The organism is Planococcus koreensis (genome assembly GCF_004761975.1).
Lineage (GTDB): Bacteria > Bacillota > Bacilli > Bacillales_A > Planococcaceae > Planococcus > Planococcus koreensis.
In genome coordinates this window covers 1-16,537 of record NZ_RQII01000011.1, presented here as the reverse complement: position 1 = coordinate 16,537, position 16,537 = coordinate 1, and the positions used below count along the sequence as shown (strand labels likewise).

Sequence of the window (16,537 nt, the reverse complement as noted above, 5' to 3'; positions counted from 1 at the left end):
CTATTTTCTATGTAAAAATGGGCTGGCGCAGACCAGCCCACATTTTATCGGTATTACTTAACTGGGTATTTTCGCAATTCTTCCTTGTTCAATATACACCAAAAGAATCGAAATGTCAGCAGGGTTCACGCCGGAGATGCGTGAAGCCTGTGCTATGGAGAGCGGCCGGACTTCCGTCAGCTTGCCGCGGGCCTCGGTCGCAATCCCGGAAATCGCGTGGTAATCGATGTTTTCTGGGATTTTTTTGTTTTCCATTTTCTTCAGCTTATCGACTTGCTGCAACGATTTTTCGATGTAGCCTTCGTATTTGATGTGGATTTCGACCTGTTCTTTCACTTCATCTTCCAGTTCCACTTCGGAAGCGGTCAATTGTGAAATCATATCATAGGTCATTTCCGGGCGCTTCAACAAATCCGCTCCACGAATGCCGTCTTTCAGCTCACTGCCGCCGGCATCCCGTATAGCTTGTTGGGTCGCTTCAGTCGGTTTGATCATAATGGCTCTTAAGCGCTTGATTTCTTCTTCAATGCGCTCTTTTTTCGCGATAAAACGCGCGTAGCGTTCCGCTGATACCATGCCGATGTTGAAACCAAGCTCCGTCAAACGCATATCCGCATTGTCATGGCGCAGCAATAAGCGGTATTCCGCGCGCGATGTCAATAAACGATACGGTTCGTTTGTGCCTTTTGTCACCAAATCATCGATCAGCACACCGATATAAGCGTCTGAACGGCTCAGGATGACTTCTTCTTTGCCCAGCACTTTCGCTGCCGCATTGATGCCGGCCATCAAGCCTTGCCCCGCTGCTTCCTCATAGCCGGATGTACCGTTGATCTGGCCTGCGGTGTAGAGGTTTTCAAGCTGTTTCGACTCGAGCGTCGGCCATAATTGCGTCGGTACGATGGAATCATATTCAATCGCGTAGCCAGCACGCATCATTTCGGCTTTCTCAAGCCCTGGAATCGATTCCAGCAATTGGCGCTGGACGTGTTCAGGCAAACTTGTCGAAAGCCCTTGTACGTAAACCTCGCGCGTATTGCGGCCTTCCGGCTCCAGGAAAATCTGGTGGCGCGGCTTATCGTTGAAACGCACCACTTTGTCTTCGATGGACGGGCAATAACGCGGCCCGGTGCCTTTTATCATGCCGGAATACATCGGTGACAAATGCAGATTATCATCGATGATTTGATGGGTTTTTTCATTTGTATAGGTCAGCCAGCAAGGCAGCTGGTCCATGATGAATTCAGTCGTTTCGTAGCTGAAAGCACGCGGCACATCATCACCCGGCTGAATTTCCGTCTTGCTGTAATCGATCGAATTGCTGTTGACGCGCGGCGGTGTCCCTGTTTTGAAACGGACGGTTTCAAAACCGAGCGCTTCCAGGTTTTCCGCAAGCTTGATCGACGGCTGCTGGTTGTTCGGGCCGCTTGAATAACGCAGATCCCCGATGATGATTTCACCGCGCAGGAACGTCCCTGTCGTGATAACGACAGATTTGGCGCGGTAAATGCCGCCTACTTGTGTGATCAAGCCTTGGACTTTGCCGTCTTCAACGATCAATTCTTCCGCAATGCCCTGGTGGAGCGACAAATTCGGCTCTTCTTCCATCAAACGCTTCATTTCCTGCTGGTAAAGCACTTTATCGGCCTGCGCACGCAAAGCGCGCACTGCCGGTCCTTTTGCTGTATTCAACATTCTCATTTGAATGTGTGTTTTATCGATAACGCGCCCCATGGCTCCGCCAAGTGCGTCGATTTCGCGTACTACGATGCCTTTTGCTGGTCCGCCGATTGACGGGTTGCAAGGCATGAATGCGATCATATCCAGATTCATCGTCAAAACGAGCGTTTTTGCGCCCATCCGTGCTGATGCAAGAGCAGCTTCCGCTCCTGCGTGGCCAGCGCCTACGACGATGACATCGAACGTGCCTGCTTCATATTGTGGCATGTCCGTTCATTCCCTTCGAGTTTTATTTCCCTAGACAGAACTGCGAGAACAATTGGTTCAATAACCCATCATCTGCGGTATCGCCGACGATTTCCCCGAGAAGTTCCCACGTTCGCGTAACATCAATTTGGATCATATCCACCGGCACGTCCATTTGGGCTGCCTCAATGGCGTCTGAAATGGTTGTGTGTGCTTGGTGAAGCAACGAAATATGGCGTGCATTGGAAACATACGTCATATCCCCTGATTCGATCGATCCTTCAAAAAACAGTTTTGCAATGGCTTCTTCCAGCTGGTCGATGCCTTCTTCTTCTATTAAAGAAGTGGTGATCAGCTGTTTGTCGCCAGCGAGCTTTTGCACTTCAGCCAAATCGATTTTCTGCGGCAAATCGGTCTTGTTGATGACGACAATATAATCCATGCCTTTCACCGCTTCAAATAACAAAACATCTTCCGGCGTCAACGCCTCCGAATAATTCAGTACATAAAGGATGAGATCCGCTTCTTTCAGCACTTTTCGGGAGCGTTCAACGCCGATGCGTTCGACGATGTCTTCGGTTTCCCGGATCCCTGCAGTATCCACTAAACGCAGCGGCACTCCACGGACATTGACGTATTCCTCTATTATATCACGGGTTGTGCCCGCTATTTCTGTGACAATTGCTTTGTTTTCCTGCACCAAACTATTGAGAAGTGAAGATTTTCCGACATTCGGGCGGCCGACAATGACCGTAGAAAGCCCTTCTCTCAGAATTTTACCTTGGGACGATGTCTGGAGCAGCTTATCGATTTCGGCACGCACCCATTGCGCTTTTTCCAGCATAATCGGGCGTGTCATTTCTTCCACATCGTCGTATTCCGGGTAATCGATGTTCACTTCCATTTGGGCAATCGATTCCAGCAGCGCCTGGCGCAAGGTGCCGATCAGTTTCGACAAGCGCCCTTCCATCTGGTTGAGCGCCACGTCCATTGCCCGGTCCGTTTTGGCGCGAATCAAATCCATTACCGCTTCCGCTTGCGACAAATCAATGCGGCCGTTGAGGAATGCACGCTTTGTGAATTCCCCCGGCTCCGCCAAACGCGCCCCTGCCCGCAAAACGAGGGAAAGCACGCGGTTGACTGAAACAATGCCGCCGTGGCAATTAATCTCGATGACATCTTCCCGCGTAAAGGTTTTTGGCCCTTTCATGAACGATACCATGACTTCTTCCACGATTTCCTCCGTCCACGGATCATTGAGATGGCCATAATGGATCGTATGGGTAGCTTGTGAGGCCAAACTTTTTCCGCTTGGTGCCCGGAATATGCGATCTGCAATCCCGATAGCTTCCGGCCCGCTCAAACGGACGATTGCTATAGCTCCTTCACCGCTCGGCGTGGAGATCGCGGCTATTGTATCGAATTCCATGTAATTGTATCCTCCTTAGTATCGAAAAAAAACGAACAGCTTCCACAAAACTCCGAAGCCCTGAAATGTAAAATCAAAAAATTATCCCCAAGATTTCGTTAGCCCGGGATTCACCTTTGCACTTTGAAAGTTGTCCACATGTGGACAACCGATAAATGCCCGTGACATTCTAACATATTACATTAGCATAAATGCCCTTATTTCGAAAGGGTGAGCGCTCCGTTTCCATTTATTTTTTACCGGAATTCGCTCCATAAAAATAGCCGCCGGGAGATTTCCCGGCGGCTCCTTGCTATTTATTATCTTAGAGGTTCAATGACCAGATAACGATTCGGTTCTTTTCCTTCTGAATACGTGTCGATATCAAGCCGCCTTGACAGCGCCTGATGGATAACTTTCCGTTCATAGGAAGGCATCGGCTCAAACTGGACGCGGCCGCCTGTGCGGATTGCTTTGTCAGCCATCCGATCAGCCAGCTGCTCCAATGTTTCCTGGCGCCGCTCCCGGTAATTCTCGGCATCAAGCTCAACGATCATGAATTGGTCCGAATGTTTATTGGCGACAAGCTGTGCTAATTGCTGGAGGGAATTCAACGTGTTGCCACGTTTTCCGATCAGCATCGCCACTTTTTCACTTTCCAGATAAAAACTGACTTGCTTGCCTTTGCGCTTATGCGTGATTTTCAGGTCTTCGATGTTCATGCCCTTTGAAATCGATTGGATATAAGCTTTGGTTTCTTCAATTGCCCGCTCGTTCCACTCTTCGGACGCTTCTTCGACCAATTCCTCTAAAATTTCTTCCGGTTCACTGGAAACAACCTCATCTGCTGCCTCTTCTTCCTCCATTGCTGGAGGATTTTCAACAGGCACCGGTTCGTTTACAGTCACTTGAACTTCAGCTTGCTTTGATCCGAAGCCTAAAAATCCCTTTTTTTCGGTTTGAATTACATGAACTGTGACTTCTTCACGAGTTACTTGGAGTTTTTCCAATGCTGCAGATATCGCGTTTTCAACAGTAAGACCCGTTTGCGTAATCTGTTTCACTTTTTAGCCCCTCCTGCTTTCGTTTTAACAGGCTGTTTCGTTTGTTTCACTTGTTTCGTCTGCTTTTTGCCAGCAGGTTGCTTTTCAAGCTCAACAGCCGCCGAAGCAACTTTCTTTTTCTTTTCCCACGGACGATAAATGACCAAGTTCTGAATAAGGGAAATAATATTCCCGATTACCCAATACAATGTCAGTGCAGATGGCAGGATGATACCAAATCCGATAATCATGATCGGCATGAAATACATCATGATTTTCATCTGCGGATTATCCATCGCAGGCCCCGTCAACAGAACCACAAACTGCATCAATCCGGCAATGATTGCCAAAATGATACTTGGTTCAGCGAGCGGGAAAATCAAGAACGAGCCCAAATCGATTGTCGGCGTATTGTTCATCCGGCTGATCGCATGGTAGAAACCGATCAATACCGGCATCTGGACCAATACCGGCAAACAGCCAGCCATCGGATTGACGCCGCGCTCTGAAAACATCGCCATCATTTCCTGCTGGTATTTCTGCTGCGTTACCGCATCTTTCGATTTGTACTTTTCTTTTAGTTTCGCCAACTCTGGCTGAAGTTCCTGCATGCGCTTCGAGCTGCGCGTCTGTTTGACCATCAGCGGCAATAAAGCCACCCGGATGATGATGGTTACAGCAATAATTCCCAATCCGTACGTTCCAAGCAACTCTTTAAAATACGTTATCGCTGAAACCAGCGGCCAAACGATAAACTTGTTCCAAAATCCTTCGCTGTCGGCACTGATCGGCTGTTCGAATTCAGTACAACCGGCTAGCAGCAATGAAACCGCTATCAGTGAAATAAGCAGTACGATGCGTTTATTCAAGCTTGTTCCCCCAAACTACTTTTCAGTTGCTTCTATAATAACATTCAATTTGCGGTGTTTTCTAGTTCTTTGGCAAAGCGCGCGCGATTTTCAGCACATGCTCCAGACTCTTTTTGCTTTCATGATAATCCAAATCGGCCGATTGCGGCCGTGCGATGATGACATAATCAGCGTTCTGCATCAAAAGGGTGTGATTTTCAAGAAATGCCTGCCTTATAAAACGCTTGATGCGGTTCCGCGTAACTGCGTTCCCCACTTTTTTGCTGACGGACAATCCCAGGCGAAACTCCGGCTGATCGTTTTTCAATACATAGACGATAAACTGGCGATTTGCGAAAGATTTCCCTTTTTTGAAAATCCGCTGAAATTCTTTATTCTTCTTGATCCGTTGGTGCTTATTCATTTTTTCACCTGCTTATTGTGGTTCATTTCTGCTCAAAAATCGGCAGAAAAGAAAAAAAAGACCACTGATGCGGTCAGTGGACTTAAGCTGATAGTACTTTTCTTCCTTTACGACGGCGTGCTGCGATTACTCTACGTCCGTTTTTTGTGCTCATACGTGCTCTGAAGCCGTGTACTTTGCTGTGTTTACGTTTATTTGGTTGGTATGTGCGTAATGTCATTGGTGACACCTCCTGAATATAAGTTAACTATTTCTCAAAGACAGTCTTGACTATTATATAGTCGCTGTGCATCAAATGTCAATGTCTTATTGAAAAAGAAGCCATTGTCCAATTCCCGCCTAAGGAATTGAAATAGTTTTACTCCCTCCCTCGGAAGTTTAAATATACTGCCGGATCTTCATTCTTATATAAATAGAACCAAGATAGAAATTCTACTGAATGCCGCTTCGGTCGCTTTGGGCAGAGCAAAGATTATTGCGCCTCCGCTAGATGCACTCTTTGAAAATTAAGTAGGATACAAGAATAAAATTCTTATAAGATACGGAGCAAAACTGCCGAGACGCCTGCGGGATAGAGCTCTGCTCCTGCAGCGCTACACGCTTCGTCGCAAAGAAATGGGCCTCGCTAGCTTCGTACCATTTCTTGCCCGCGGCAAGCGAGGCGGTTTTGCGGAGTATCTCTATCAACAATTAAAAATCTTTCTATCCAGCGTAATGAAAAGTCAGGCAAAAAGTTTCTCTCCTCCCTCTTTTCTCCGTTCTTCTCTCACCATAAAGTTATCCACACACCCTCCAGAAAAATTATATTTCCCTGTGCGCCGTTTTTTTGGTAAACTATTTTATCCACACCCCTTATCTACAACTTCCTCACATACAAACCCCCTGTGGATAGAATTTTTGTGTGTAATAATTGTAATGTGGATAACTTAATTAATCGCTTGTAATGTCTCAATTATTTTGATAACATTAACTTGTTTTCACTTGTTGATAATTTTTCGTCCAAAAAACTTATCCACAAACTGTGGGTAAGGTGTGGACAGTTAATAAACTGTCTGTTTGCAAGTGTTATCCACAGGCTGTGATTTTGTGTATGGTATACTAAAAAAATATTTACATATAAAGGAGAAACGCTATTGGAACACTTAGACGAAATATGGTCAAGTGTCTTAGCCCAAGTTGAAACAAAAATCTCCAAACCCAGTTTTGAAACGTGGTTAAAGTCAACAAAACTTTTGTCTTATCAGAGCGATACAGTCACAATATCAGCGCCAAATTCGTTTGCACGTGATTGGTTGGAAAACCATTACGTGCATTTAATTACTGGAATCCTTTCAGATTTGACGGGCGATGATCTGCTGATAAAGTTTGTTGTGCCCAAAAATCAGGATATGGATGATTTTCAACTACCAGCCCCACGTGTAAAGCCTGGCCAGAATGAGCTGCAGGAATTTCTTCCTGGGATGTTGAACCCGAAATATACATTCGATACGTTTGTAATCGGGTCCGGCAACCGTTTTGCCCATGCTGCCTCGCTAGCGGTCGCCGAAGCGCCAGCTAAAGCGTATAATCCGTTGTTTATCTACGGTGGAGTTGGACTTGGCAAGACACATTTAATGCACGCAATCGGACATTATGTCCTTGAACACAACCCGAACGCCAAGGTGGTTTATTTGTCTTCGGAAAAATTCACCAATGAGTTCATCAACTCGATCCGTGACAACCAAACCGTCGATTTCCGCAATAAATACCGCAGCGTCGACATTTTATTGATTGATGATATTCAGTTTTTGGCTGGAAAAGAGCAGACGCAAGAAGAATTCTTCCATACATTCAATACGCTGCACGAAGAATCCAAACAGATCATCATCTCCAGCGACCGGCCGCCAAAAGAGATTCCGACGCTGGAAGATCGCTTGAGATCCCGCTTTGAATGGGGCCTTATCACCGATATCACACCGCCGGACCTTGAAACGCGCATTGCGATTCTGCGCAAAAAAGCGAAAGCGGACGGCCTGGATATTCCGAATGACGTCATGACGTATATCGCCAATTCAATCGATTCGAATATTCGTGAACTTGAAGGAGCTCTGATCCGGGTAGTGGCGTATTCTTCGCTGATCAACCGTGATATGAGCGCTGAACTGGCCGCTGAAGCCTTAAAAGACATCATGCCGAACTCAAAACCTAAAGTGATCACGATTTTAGACATTCAGCATGCTGTAGGCGATCAATATAATGTGAAATTAGAAGATTTCAAGACCAAGCGCCGGACAAAGGACATTGCCTATCCGCGCCAAGTTGCGATGTATTTATCTCGGGAAATGACGGATTTTTCGCTGCCTAAAATTGGGGAGGAATTCGGAGGGCGGGACCATACGACGGTCATCCATGCCCACGAGAAGATTTCGAGGATGCTGAAAGACAACCAGCAGCTCCAGCAAGAAGTCAAAGATATCCGGAGTACGCTCGGCAAAGGTGAAATCGCTTGTGGATAACCCACAAAATGCCCAACGGGTTTGTACACAGCCTATCTACATGTGGATAACCTGCTGTGATTCGGAATTTTGGGCTTATCCACATATTCACAGGCCCTACTACTATTATTACTTTAAAAGCATTAAATAAAATATATATATAAGCGAGGTTCGAGAATGAAATTCGAGATAATGCGTGAACGGTTAGTCGAAGGTTTAAACGATGTAATGAAAGCAGTCAGTTCAAAAACAACAATTCCAATTTTGACTGGTATTAAAATGGACGTGTCTTCTGAAGGAATGAGATTGACAGGAAGTGATTCCGATATCACAATCCAGACATTCATCCCGGCTGAAGAAGATGGAGAACAGATCATCCGCGTATCCCAAGGAGGAAGCATTGTTCTTCAAGCAAAAGTATTCGGGGAAATTATCCGCAAATTGCCGACAAACGATGTTGAAATCGAAATTACGGGGAACTTCCAGACGCATATTCGTTCAGGGAAATCGGAATTCCATTTAATCGGACTGGATGCAATGGATTATCCACAGCTTCCTGAAATCCAGGATGACCGTTTATTCTCAATCCCGGCAGATCTTTTGAAAACAATCAACCGCGAAACGATCTTTGCAGTATCGAGTTCTGAAACTCGACCTGTCTTGACTGGCGTCCATTGGGAAGTGAAAGACGGGGAATTGGTTTGTGTCGCAACTGACAGCCACCGTTTGGCGCGCCGTAAGACGAAGTTGGAAACTTTGCCAGAAGATGAATACAGCGTAGTTATTCCAGGCAAGAGCTTGAACGAACTGAACAAAATTTTGGATGACAATTCCGATCCGGTTGAAATCGTTATGACCAACCAGCAGGTTTTGTTCAAAACAAAGCACATCCTATTTTTCTCCCGTTTGCTGGAAGGCAATTATCCGGATACATCCCGCTTGATTCCTGCTGAATACAAAACGGAAGTGACAGTCAATGGACGTTCTTTGCTGCAGGCTATTGACCGTGCGTCATTATTGGCACGTGAAGAACGCAATAATGTGGTGCGTTTCTCGACAAATTCAGGCAATGAAATCGAAGTTTCTTCTAATTCACCGGAAGTCGGGAAAGTTGAAGAGCAGCTTCAAGCACAAAGCATTGAAGGCGAAGATTTGAAAATTTCGTTCAGCGCGAAATTTATGATGGACGCTTTGAAAGCGATTGACGGGCAAGACGTGCTGATCCAATTCACAGGACCTATGCGCCCATTCATTTTGAAGTCGGCTTTGGACGATTCGATTTTACAGTTGATTCTTCCTGTCCGAACGTATTAAAAAACAAAAAGACCCTCGAGGATAGCCTATACGGCTATCCTTTTTACTTTTTACCCTAAATAGGGTAAAATAGAGGGATAGACTACGAAGCGAAGGATGAGTGCATTTTGAAAGAAATCGGTATTGAGACAGAATTTATTACACTTGGCCAATTGCTTAAGATGACTGACACAATCAGTTCAGGAGGAATGGCGAAATGGTTCCTAAGCGAACATGAAGTTTTCGTCAATGGCGAAGCTGAAAATCGCAGAGGCAAAAAACTCCGTCCGGAAGATACCGTATCGATCCCAGAAGTCGGGGAGTTTCGTATTGTGGTAGCTGAAGGCTTGAGCTTCGATGTGGATTGAGCATCTCGAGCTTTCGAATTATCGGAACTACGAAAAGCTTGAACTGACATTTTCGCCGGGCATCAATGTTTTTATAGGAGAGAATGCACAAGGGAAGACCAATATCATGGAATCGCTGTATGTATTGTCAATGGCAAAATCACATCGGACGGCTAATGATAAAGAATTGATACGCTGGGAAGCTGAATATGGTAAAATAAAGGGTGATGTGCACCGTAAATACGGTAAATTGCCTCTTGAAATCATCTTGTCGAAAAAAGGCAAAAAAGCGAAAGTCAACCATCTTGAACAACGGCGGCTTAGCGATTATATCGGGCAATTGAATGTGGTCATGTTTGCGCCTGAAGATCTTCATCTCGTAAAAGGCAGCCCGCAAGTGCGCAGACGCTTTATCGATATGGAAATCGGCCAGATCTCCCCGGTTTATTTGCATGATTTATTGATGTACCAAAAACTTTTAAAACAGCGCAATCATATACTTAAGCAGCATTATGGAAAACAGACAATCAATGATGTCATGTTCGACGTTTATACAGAACAGTTTATCGAAGCAGCGGTGAAAATCATCCGCAAACGCTACCAGTTCATGGAGCTGTTGCAAAAATGGGCTGAACCGATCCATTCCGGAATTTCCCGGGGGCTGGAACAACTTCAAATCCGCTATCAGCCGATCAGTGGACTAAAGCCTGAGTGGACGCCCGAAGAAATGGCGTCTTTTTTAGAGCAAAAACTTATAGAGTCAAGGAAACGGGAAATTGAGCGGGGAGTGACGCTTATTGGCCCACACCGCGATGATCTCCAATTTTTCGTCAATGGCTACGATATTCAGACTTACGGTTCTCAAGGCCAGCAGCGAACAACGGCTTTATCGCTGAAACTGGCTGAGATCGAATTGATCAAACAGGAAGTCGGAGAAGCACCTGTGCTGTTGCTGGATGATGTGCTATCGGAATTGGATGATTACAGGCAATCGCATTTATTGAATACGATCCATGGCTCGGTCCAGACGTTCGTCACTACGACCAGCGTGGAAGGGATACAGCACGAAACCATTCAAAATGCGCGCCTTTTTGAAGTTGTGAAAGGCGAAGTCAAGGAGTGATTTCCCGTTTATATCTCAATAAGCACCGAGCAGACCATTCAGGCCAGCAGGATTATCGCCGTCATTTCAACCCCAAATTATGCGCCGTCCGCTTTTACGCGGCTGCTCGTACCGATAGATAAAGTGAAATCATTCGTGATCACGGATGATTTCATTTATGGATCGCCCTTAAAGGCGCAGGCCATTATTAAACAACTCATGGACATTGGGCCATTAGCAAAAAAAGTGCAAAAAAGAATGCAGTAAGGAAGAGCAGGTGAACGGGAATGGCAATGGAAGAAAAAAATCTTCAACCATCTTATGAAGCTAGTCAAATCCAAGTTCTTGAAGGGTTGGAAGCTGTCCGCAAAAGACCCGGAATGTATATTGGTTCTACAAGTGCGAAAGGGCTTCACCACTTGGTTTGGGAAATTGTTGATAACAGCATCGATGAGGCGCTTGCAGGCTATTGCGATGAAATCCAAGTCACGATCGAATCCGACAATTGGATTCGCGTCGTTGATAACGGACGCGGAATTCCAGTCGGCATGCAGGAAAAAATGGGGCGCCCAGCTGTAGAAGTCATTATGACTGTACTCCACGCCGGCGGTAAATTCGGCGGCGGAGGCTATAAAGTTTCCGGCGGTTTGCACGGCGTTGGCGCATCAGTGGTCAATGCTTTGTCTGAAGTTACAGAAGTTTATGTGAACCGGGACGGCAAACGCCATTACATTAAATTTGAACGCGGAGCGGTGACTGAAGAATTGCACGTCATCGGCGACGCTGAAAATACAGGCACGACGATCCGTTTTAAAGCGGATTCCGATATCTTCAAGGAAACGACGGTTTATGAATTTGATATCCTGGACCATCGTCTGCGCGAACTTGCGTACTTGAACCGCGGGTTGAGAATTGTGGCCAGTGATGAACGTGAAGGCGAAGAAAAAGAGAAAATCTACCACTTCGAAGGCGGCATCAAATCGTACGTCGAACATCTCAATAAATCCAAAGACCCTCTTTACGAGGAAGCGATTTTTGTCGAGTCTGAAAAAGATGGCATTACTGTCGAGGTCGCAATGCAATACAATGCGGGCTATGCAGCCAATATTTTCTCATTTGCCAATAATATCAATACACATGAAGGCGGAACGCATGAATCCGGCTTTAAAACGGCCTTGACGCGCGTCATCAATGATTACGCACGCAAAAATGGCATGTTGAAAGAACAAGATCCGAATCTGACAGGCGATGACGTTAGGGAAGGGTTGACTGCGATTATTTCCGTCAAGCACCCGGATCCGCAGTTTGAAGGCCAAACTAAGACGAAACTCGGCAACACCGAAGTAAGCCCAATCGTCAATAATTTATTCTCGGCAGGTTTTGAACGTTTCCTTTTGGAAAATCCATCCATTTCACGCAAAATTGTTGAAAAAGGGATCATGGCTTCCCATGCCCGAATGGCTGCCAAAAAAGCCCGTGAATTCACACGCCGCAAGTCGGTTCTCGAAGTATCGAGCCTGCCCGGCAAATTGGCGGATTGTTCTTCACGCGATCCGAAAGTCAGTGAAATTTACATTGTTGAGGGTGATTCGGCCGGAGGTTCGGCCAAATCGGGCCGTGACCGCCATTTCCAGGCGATTCTGCCGCTGCGCGGTAAAATCCTAAACGTTGAAAAAGCGCGTCTCGACAAAATCTTGTCGAATGCGGAGATCCGCAACATCATTACGGCACTTGGCACAGGAATCGGAGAAGAGTTCAACTTGGAAAAAGCGCGCTATCACAAAGTCGTCATCATGACTGATGCTGATGTCGACGGCGCCCATATCCGCACATTGCTGCTGACATTCTTTTTCCGTTACATGCGCCCATTGATTGAAGCAGGCTATATCTACATTGCCCAGCCGCCATTGTTCCAGATCAAGCAAGGCAAGCATGTGGATTATGTATACACCGATGCACAGCTGAAAGAAGCGCTTGGCAAACTGCCGAGTACGCCTAAACCGAATATTCAGCGCTATAAAGGGCTCGGCGAGATGAACGCTACACAATTATGGGATACCACAATGGACCCGGATGTACGGACATTGCTGCAAGTTACGCTGAACGACGCCATGACCGCGGATGAAACTTTCCACATCCTGATGGGTGACGACGTGGAACCGCGCCGGAACTTCATTGAGGAAAATGCACGTTACGTTAAAAACTTGGATATTTAATTTGGATCGAGTAGTTGAGAGGAGGCTGCGGTTATGGCTGAACGGCCAAGCAGTGGTGTTGAAGAAATAAATATAAGCACGGAGATGCGTACATCCTTTTTGGATTATGCAATGAGCGTTATCGTTTCCCGTGCCTTGCCGGATGTACGCGATGGGCTGAAGCCTGTTCATCGCCGCATCCTTTATGCGATGCATGATTTAGGAATCACTTCAGATAAAGCTTATAAAAAATCGGCGCGTATCGTCGGGGATGTAATTGGTAAATACCATCCGCACGGTGACAGCGCGGTTTACGAAACAATGGTCCGCATGGCACAGGATTTCAGCTACCGTTATATGCTCGTTGACGGGCACGGCAACTTCGGTTCGGTTGATGGCGATGCAGCAGCTGCAATGCGTTACACCGAATCCAGAATGTCGAAAATCGCCATGGAAATGCTGCGCGATCTGAACAAAAACACGATTGATTACAAAGAAAACTACGACGGCCAGGAAAAAGAGCCGATTGTCTTGCCTAGCCGATTCCCGAACTTGCTGGTTAACGGTACGTCAGGGATTGCAGTAGGGATGGCAACGAACATTCCCCCCCATCATTTGGGCGAAACGATTGACGCAGTTTTAGCATTGGCGGAAAATGCGGCGATCAGCACAGAAGAATTGATGGAATTCCTGCCAGGCCCTGATTTCCCGACAGGCGGGATTATCCTTGGGCGGAGCGGCATCCGCCGCGCTTATGAAACTGGTAAAGGGTCTGTTCTGATCCGTTCTGTTGTTGAAATTGAAACAAAACCGAATGGCAAAGAAGTCATTCTGGTGCACGAACTTCCTTATCAGGTCAATAAAGCGCGTTTGATTGAAAAAATTGCGGAGCTTGTGCGCGACAAGAAAATTGACGGCATCACCGACCTTCGCGATGAATCCGATCGCAACGGCATGCGGATTGTCATCGAAGTCCGCCGTGATGCAAGCGCCAGCGTATTATTGAATAACCTCTATAAACAAACGGCGATGCAGACAAGCTTCGGCATCAATATGCTTGCATTGGTCGACGGCCATCCGAAAGTTCTTGGATTGAAAGAAGTTCTCTACCATTACTTAGAACACCAAAAAGTGGTGATTCGCCGCCGTACGCAATTCGATTTGACGAAAGCGGAAGACCGGGCACACATTCTTGAAGGACTGCGCATTGCGCTCGACCATATTGATGCGATCATCGCATTGATCCGTGGTTCCCAGACAGCTGAAGAAGCCCGCAACGGCTTAATGAACGATTTCAATTTGTCGGAACGGCAGTCCCAAGCGATTTTGGATATGCGCTTGCAGCGTTTGACCGGACTGGAGCGCGACAAAATTGAAGAAGAATATCAAGCGCTTATTAAGCTGATTGATGAACTTCGTGAGATTTTGGCGAATGAATACCGCATCCTTGAAATCATCCGTGAAGAATTGACTGAAGTGAAAGAACGTTTCAGCGATGACCGCAGAACAGAAATTACTACGGGCGGCGCTGAAATGTTCGAAGATGAAGACCTGATTCCGAGAGAGGCGTCTGTTATTACATTGACGCATAATGGCTACGTTAAACGCTTGCCAGCGAATACGTACCGCAGCCAGAAACGCGGAGGGCGCGGCGTACAAGGAATGGGTACGAACGACGATGATTTCGTTGAACACCTTCTATATACGTCAACGCATGACACAATCCTGTTCTTTACGAGCAAAGGGAAAGTGTACCGCAAGAAAGGCTACCAGATTCCTGAATATGGCCGGACTGCGAAAGGCTTGCCTTTAGTCAATTTGCTGGAAATCAGCAAAGACGAGAAAGTGACAGCGGTAATCCGTGTCGAAGAATTCAAGGACGATGATTTCTTCTTCTTTACAACACGCGATGGCGTCAGCAAGCGGACACCGGTTTCGAATTATGCCAACATCCGCCAGAACGGCTTGATAGCGATCAGCCTGCGTGAAGAAGATGAATTGATTTCCGTGAAACTGACGGACGGCAACCAGGAGATGGTGATCGGAACGCGTGATGGCGCATTGATCCGTTTCCCGGAAACGGACATCCGCAGCATGGGCCGGACAGCAAGCGGCGTGCGGGGCATCCGTCTGCGTGAAGGCGACAGTGTCGTCGGCATGGAAATCCTTGAGCCGGGAGACAATATTCTTGTTATCACCGAAAAGGGTTATGGCAAGCAGACGAAAGAATCCGAGTACCGCGTACAGTCAAGGGGCGGTATGGGGATCCGGACGTGCCAGATCACTGACAAGAACGGACCGCTTGTCGCGGTGCGTACAGTCAATGGAACTGAAGACATCATGCTGATCACGATTAAAGGCATTCTGATCCGCATGGACGTCAATGATATTTCTACGACTGGAAGAAGCACGCAAGGCGTCCGCTTGATCCGTCTGTCAGAAGATGAGACGGTTGCAACCGTGGCCCGCGTGAAGAAAGATATTGAAATTCCGGAAGACGCTGAAGAAATGGAAGCGGAGATGGATGAAGCACTTATTGAAGAAAGTGCTGGAGCAGACGTCTACGCTGAAGATGAAGCAGTGGCTAATGAAACAGTCGATGATGTAGAAGAAGAAACAACAGAAGACGACGAGTAATCTTCAAGCCCGCTGAGCGATCAGCGGGTTTTTATTTTGCTGAAATTCTGGCGCGTTTTTTGGAGTTCAAGCTGACGCGAAATTCTGAAAAGTTTCCTTAGCGAAAAAGAATTTACTGAATGAAGATTTTTTCTCAGAAAGTGTTGACGCGATTGAATGAGCGTGGTATATTTATCAAGTCGCCAATGAGCGCGGCACAAAAACATGAACCTTGAAAACTGAACAGCAAAACGTCAACAACACGCAACGGCCGCGCAAAACGGCCCGCGCAAAACTTACTGATCAGCCTCGTGCAGATCAAAGCGAATCGTGCGTCTTCGGACGGCGATACGCCAGCAGTATTGAGCAATCAACACTACTCTATAATGGAGAGTTTGATCCTGGCTCAGGACGAACGCTGGCGGCATGCCTAATACATGCAAGTCGAGCGGAACGTTGGGAGCTTGCTCCCTTCGTTTAGCGGCGGACGGGTGAGTAACACGTGGGCAACCTGCCCTGCAGATCGGGATAACTCCGGGAAACCGGTGCTAATACCGAATAGTTTTTTGCCCCTCCTGGGGCGGAACGGAAAGACGGTTTCGGCTGTCACTGCAGGATGGGCCCGCGGCGCATTAGCTAGTTGGTGGGGTAACGGCCCACCAAGGCGACGATGCGTAGCCGACCTGAGAGGTGATCGGCCACACTGGGACTGAGACACGGCCCAGACTCCTACGGGAGGCAGCAGTAGGGAATCTCGCAATGGACGAAAGTCTGACGGAGCAATGCCGCGTGAGTGACGAAGGTTTTCGGATCGTAAAACTCTGTTGTAAGGGGAAGAACAAAGTACCAAGTAACTACTGG

At 46.9% G+C, this 16,537-nt stretch carries 12 protein-coding genes and 1 rRNA gene; 7 read left to right on the top strand and 6 right to left on the bottom strand.

Annotation, left to right across the window (positions count from 1 at the left end):
- Positions 1–57: 57 nt before the first annotated feature.
- From mnmG to rpmH, 6 genes are all read right to left on the bottom strand, one after another.
- Positions 58–1,947, bottom strand: a complete 1,890-nt coding sequence (gene mnmG, locus EGV91_RS01960; RefSeq protein ID WP_135500503.1) for a tRNA uridine-5-carboxymethylaminomethyl(34) synthesis enzyme MnmG — start codon at positions 1,945–1,947, stop codon at positions 58–60.
- Positions 1,948–1,969: 22 nt separating this feature from the next.
- Complete coding sequence (gene mnmE, locus EGV91_RS01955) at positions 1,970–3,355, bottom strand: tRNA uridine-5-carboxymethylaminomethyl(34) synthesis GTPase MnmE (RefSeq protein ID WP_135500502.1); 1,386 nt, start codon at positions 3,353–3,355, stop codon at positions 1,970–1,972.
- A gap of 299 nt (positions 3,356–3,654) precedes the next feature.
- Positions 3,655–4,398 carry an RNA-binding cell elongation regulator Jag/EloR gene (gene jag / locus EGV91_RS01950; RefSeq protein WP_135500501.1) on the bottom strand — a complete coding sequence of 248 codons (744 nt, stop codon included), beginning with the start codon at positions 4,396–4,398 and terminating at the stop codon, positions 3,655–3,657.
- Complete coding sequence (gene yidC / locus EGV91_RS01945; RefSeq protein ID WP_135500500.1) at positions 4,395–5,246, bottom strand: membrane protein insertase YidC; 852 nt, start codon at positions 5,244–5,246, stop codon at positions 4,395–4,397. The genes jag and yidC overlap by 4 nt, the downstream gene beginning before the upstream one ends.
- 61 nt (positions 5,247–5,307) lie before the next feature.
- Complete coding sequence (gene rnpA / locus EGV91_RS01940; RefSeq protein ID WP_135500499.1) at positions 5,308–5,649, bottom strand: ribonuclease P protein component; 342 nt, start codon at positions 5,647–5,649, stop codon at positions 5,308–5,310.
- Between the two features lie 82 nt (positions 5,650–5,731).
- Positions 5,732–5,869 carry a 50S ribosomal protein L34 gene (gene rpmH, locus EGV91_RS01935; RefSeq protein WP_033544046.1) on the bottom strand — a complete coding sequence of 46 codons (138 nt, stop codon included), beginning with the start codon at positions 5,867–5,869 and terminating at the stop codon, positions 5,732–5,734.
- Positions 5,870–6,782: 913 nt separating this feature from the next.
- Here rpmH and dnaA point away from each other — a divergent pair.
- The 7 genes from dnaA to EGV91_RS01900 all read left to right on the top strand — a co-directional run.
- The gene (dnaA, locus tag EGV91_RS01930) at positions 6,783–8,144 is read left to right on the top strand and encodes a chromosomal replication initiator protein DnaA (protein ID WP_135500498.1); all 1,362 of its coding nucleotides are present in this window, start codon (positions 6,783–6,785) and stop codon (positions 8,142–8,144) included.
- A 156-nt stretch (positions 8,145–8,300) separates the two neighbouring features.
- Positions 8,301–9,437: a DNA polymerase III subunit beta gene (gene dnaN, locus EGV91_RS01925; protein WP_135500497.1), complete on the top strand. Its 1,137-nt coding sequence runs from the start codon at positions 8,301–8,303 to the stop codon at positions 9,435–9,437.
- A 107-nt stretch (positions 9,438–9,544) separates the two neighbouring features.
- Positions 9,545–9,784: a S4 domain-containing protein YaaA gene (gene yaaA / locus EGV91_RS01920; RefSeq protein WP_135500496.1), complete on the top strand. Its 240-nt coding sequence runs from the start codon at positions 9,545–9,547 to the stop codon at positions 9,782–9,784.
- Positions 9,774–10,886 (top strand): DNA replication/repair protein RecF, encoded by a 1,113-nt coding sequence (gene recF / locus EGV91_RS01915; protein ID WP_135500495.1) that lies wholly within the window; start codon positions 9,774–9,776, stop codon positions 10,884–10,886. The genes yaaA and recF overlap by 11 nt, the downstream gene beginning before the upstream one ends.
- Before the next feature lie 266 nt (positions 10,887–11,152).
- Positions 11,153–13,081: a DNA topoisomerase (ATP-hydrolyzing) subunit B gene (gene gyrB / locus EGV91_RS01910; RefSeq protein ID WP_135500494.1), complete on the top strand. Its 1,929-nt coding sequence runs from the start codon at positions 11,153–11,155 to the stop codon at positions 13,079–13,081.
- Between the two features lie 33 nt (positions 13,082–13,114).
- Positions 13,115–15,697 carry a DNA gyrase subunit A gene (gene gyrA, locus EGV91_RS01905; protein WP_135500493.1) on the top strand — a complete coding sequence of 861 codons (2,583 nt, stop codon included), beginning with the start codon at positions 13,115–13,117 and terminating at the stop codon, positions 15,695–15,697.
- A 362-nt stretch (positions 15,698–16,059) separates the two neighbouring features.
- Positions 16,060–16,537 (top strand): 16S ribosomal RNA (locus tag EGV91_RS01900); the annotation flags it as partial.

Coding starts and splice junctions, on each gene's coding strand:
- mnmG (WP_135500503.1), bottom strand. CDS start 1,947: ATGCCACAATATGAAGCAGGCACGTTCGATGTCATCGTCGTAGGCGCT.
- mnmE (WP_135500502.1), bottom strand. CDS start 3,355: ATGGAATTCGATACAATAGCCGCGATCTCCACGCCGAGCGGTGAAGGA.
- rnpA (WP_135500499.1), bottom strand. CDS start 5,649: ATGAATAAGCACCAACGGATCAAGAAGAATAAAGAATTTCAGCGGATT.
- rpmH (WP_033544046.1), bottom strand. CDS start 5,869: ATGACATTACGCACATACCAACCAAATAAACGTAAACACAGCAAAGTA.
- dnaN (WP_135500497.1), top strand. CDS start 8,301: ATGAAATTCGAGATAATGCGTGAACGGTTAGTCGAAGGTTTAAACGAT.
- recF (WP_135500495.1), top strand. CDS start 9,774: ATGTGGATTGAGCATCTCGAGCTTTCGAATTATCGGAACTACGAAAAG.
- gyrB (WP_135500494.1), top strand. CDS start 11,153: ATGGCAATGGAAGAAAAAAATCTTCAACCATCTTATGAAGCTAGTCAA.
- gyrA (WP_135500493.1), top strand. CDS start 13,115: ATGGCTGAACGGCCAAGCAGTGGTGTTGAAGAAATAAATATAAGCACG.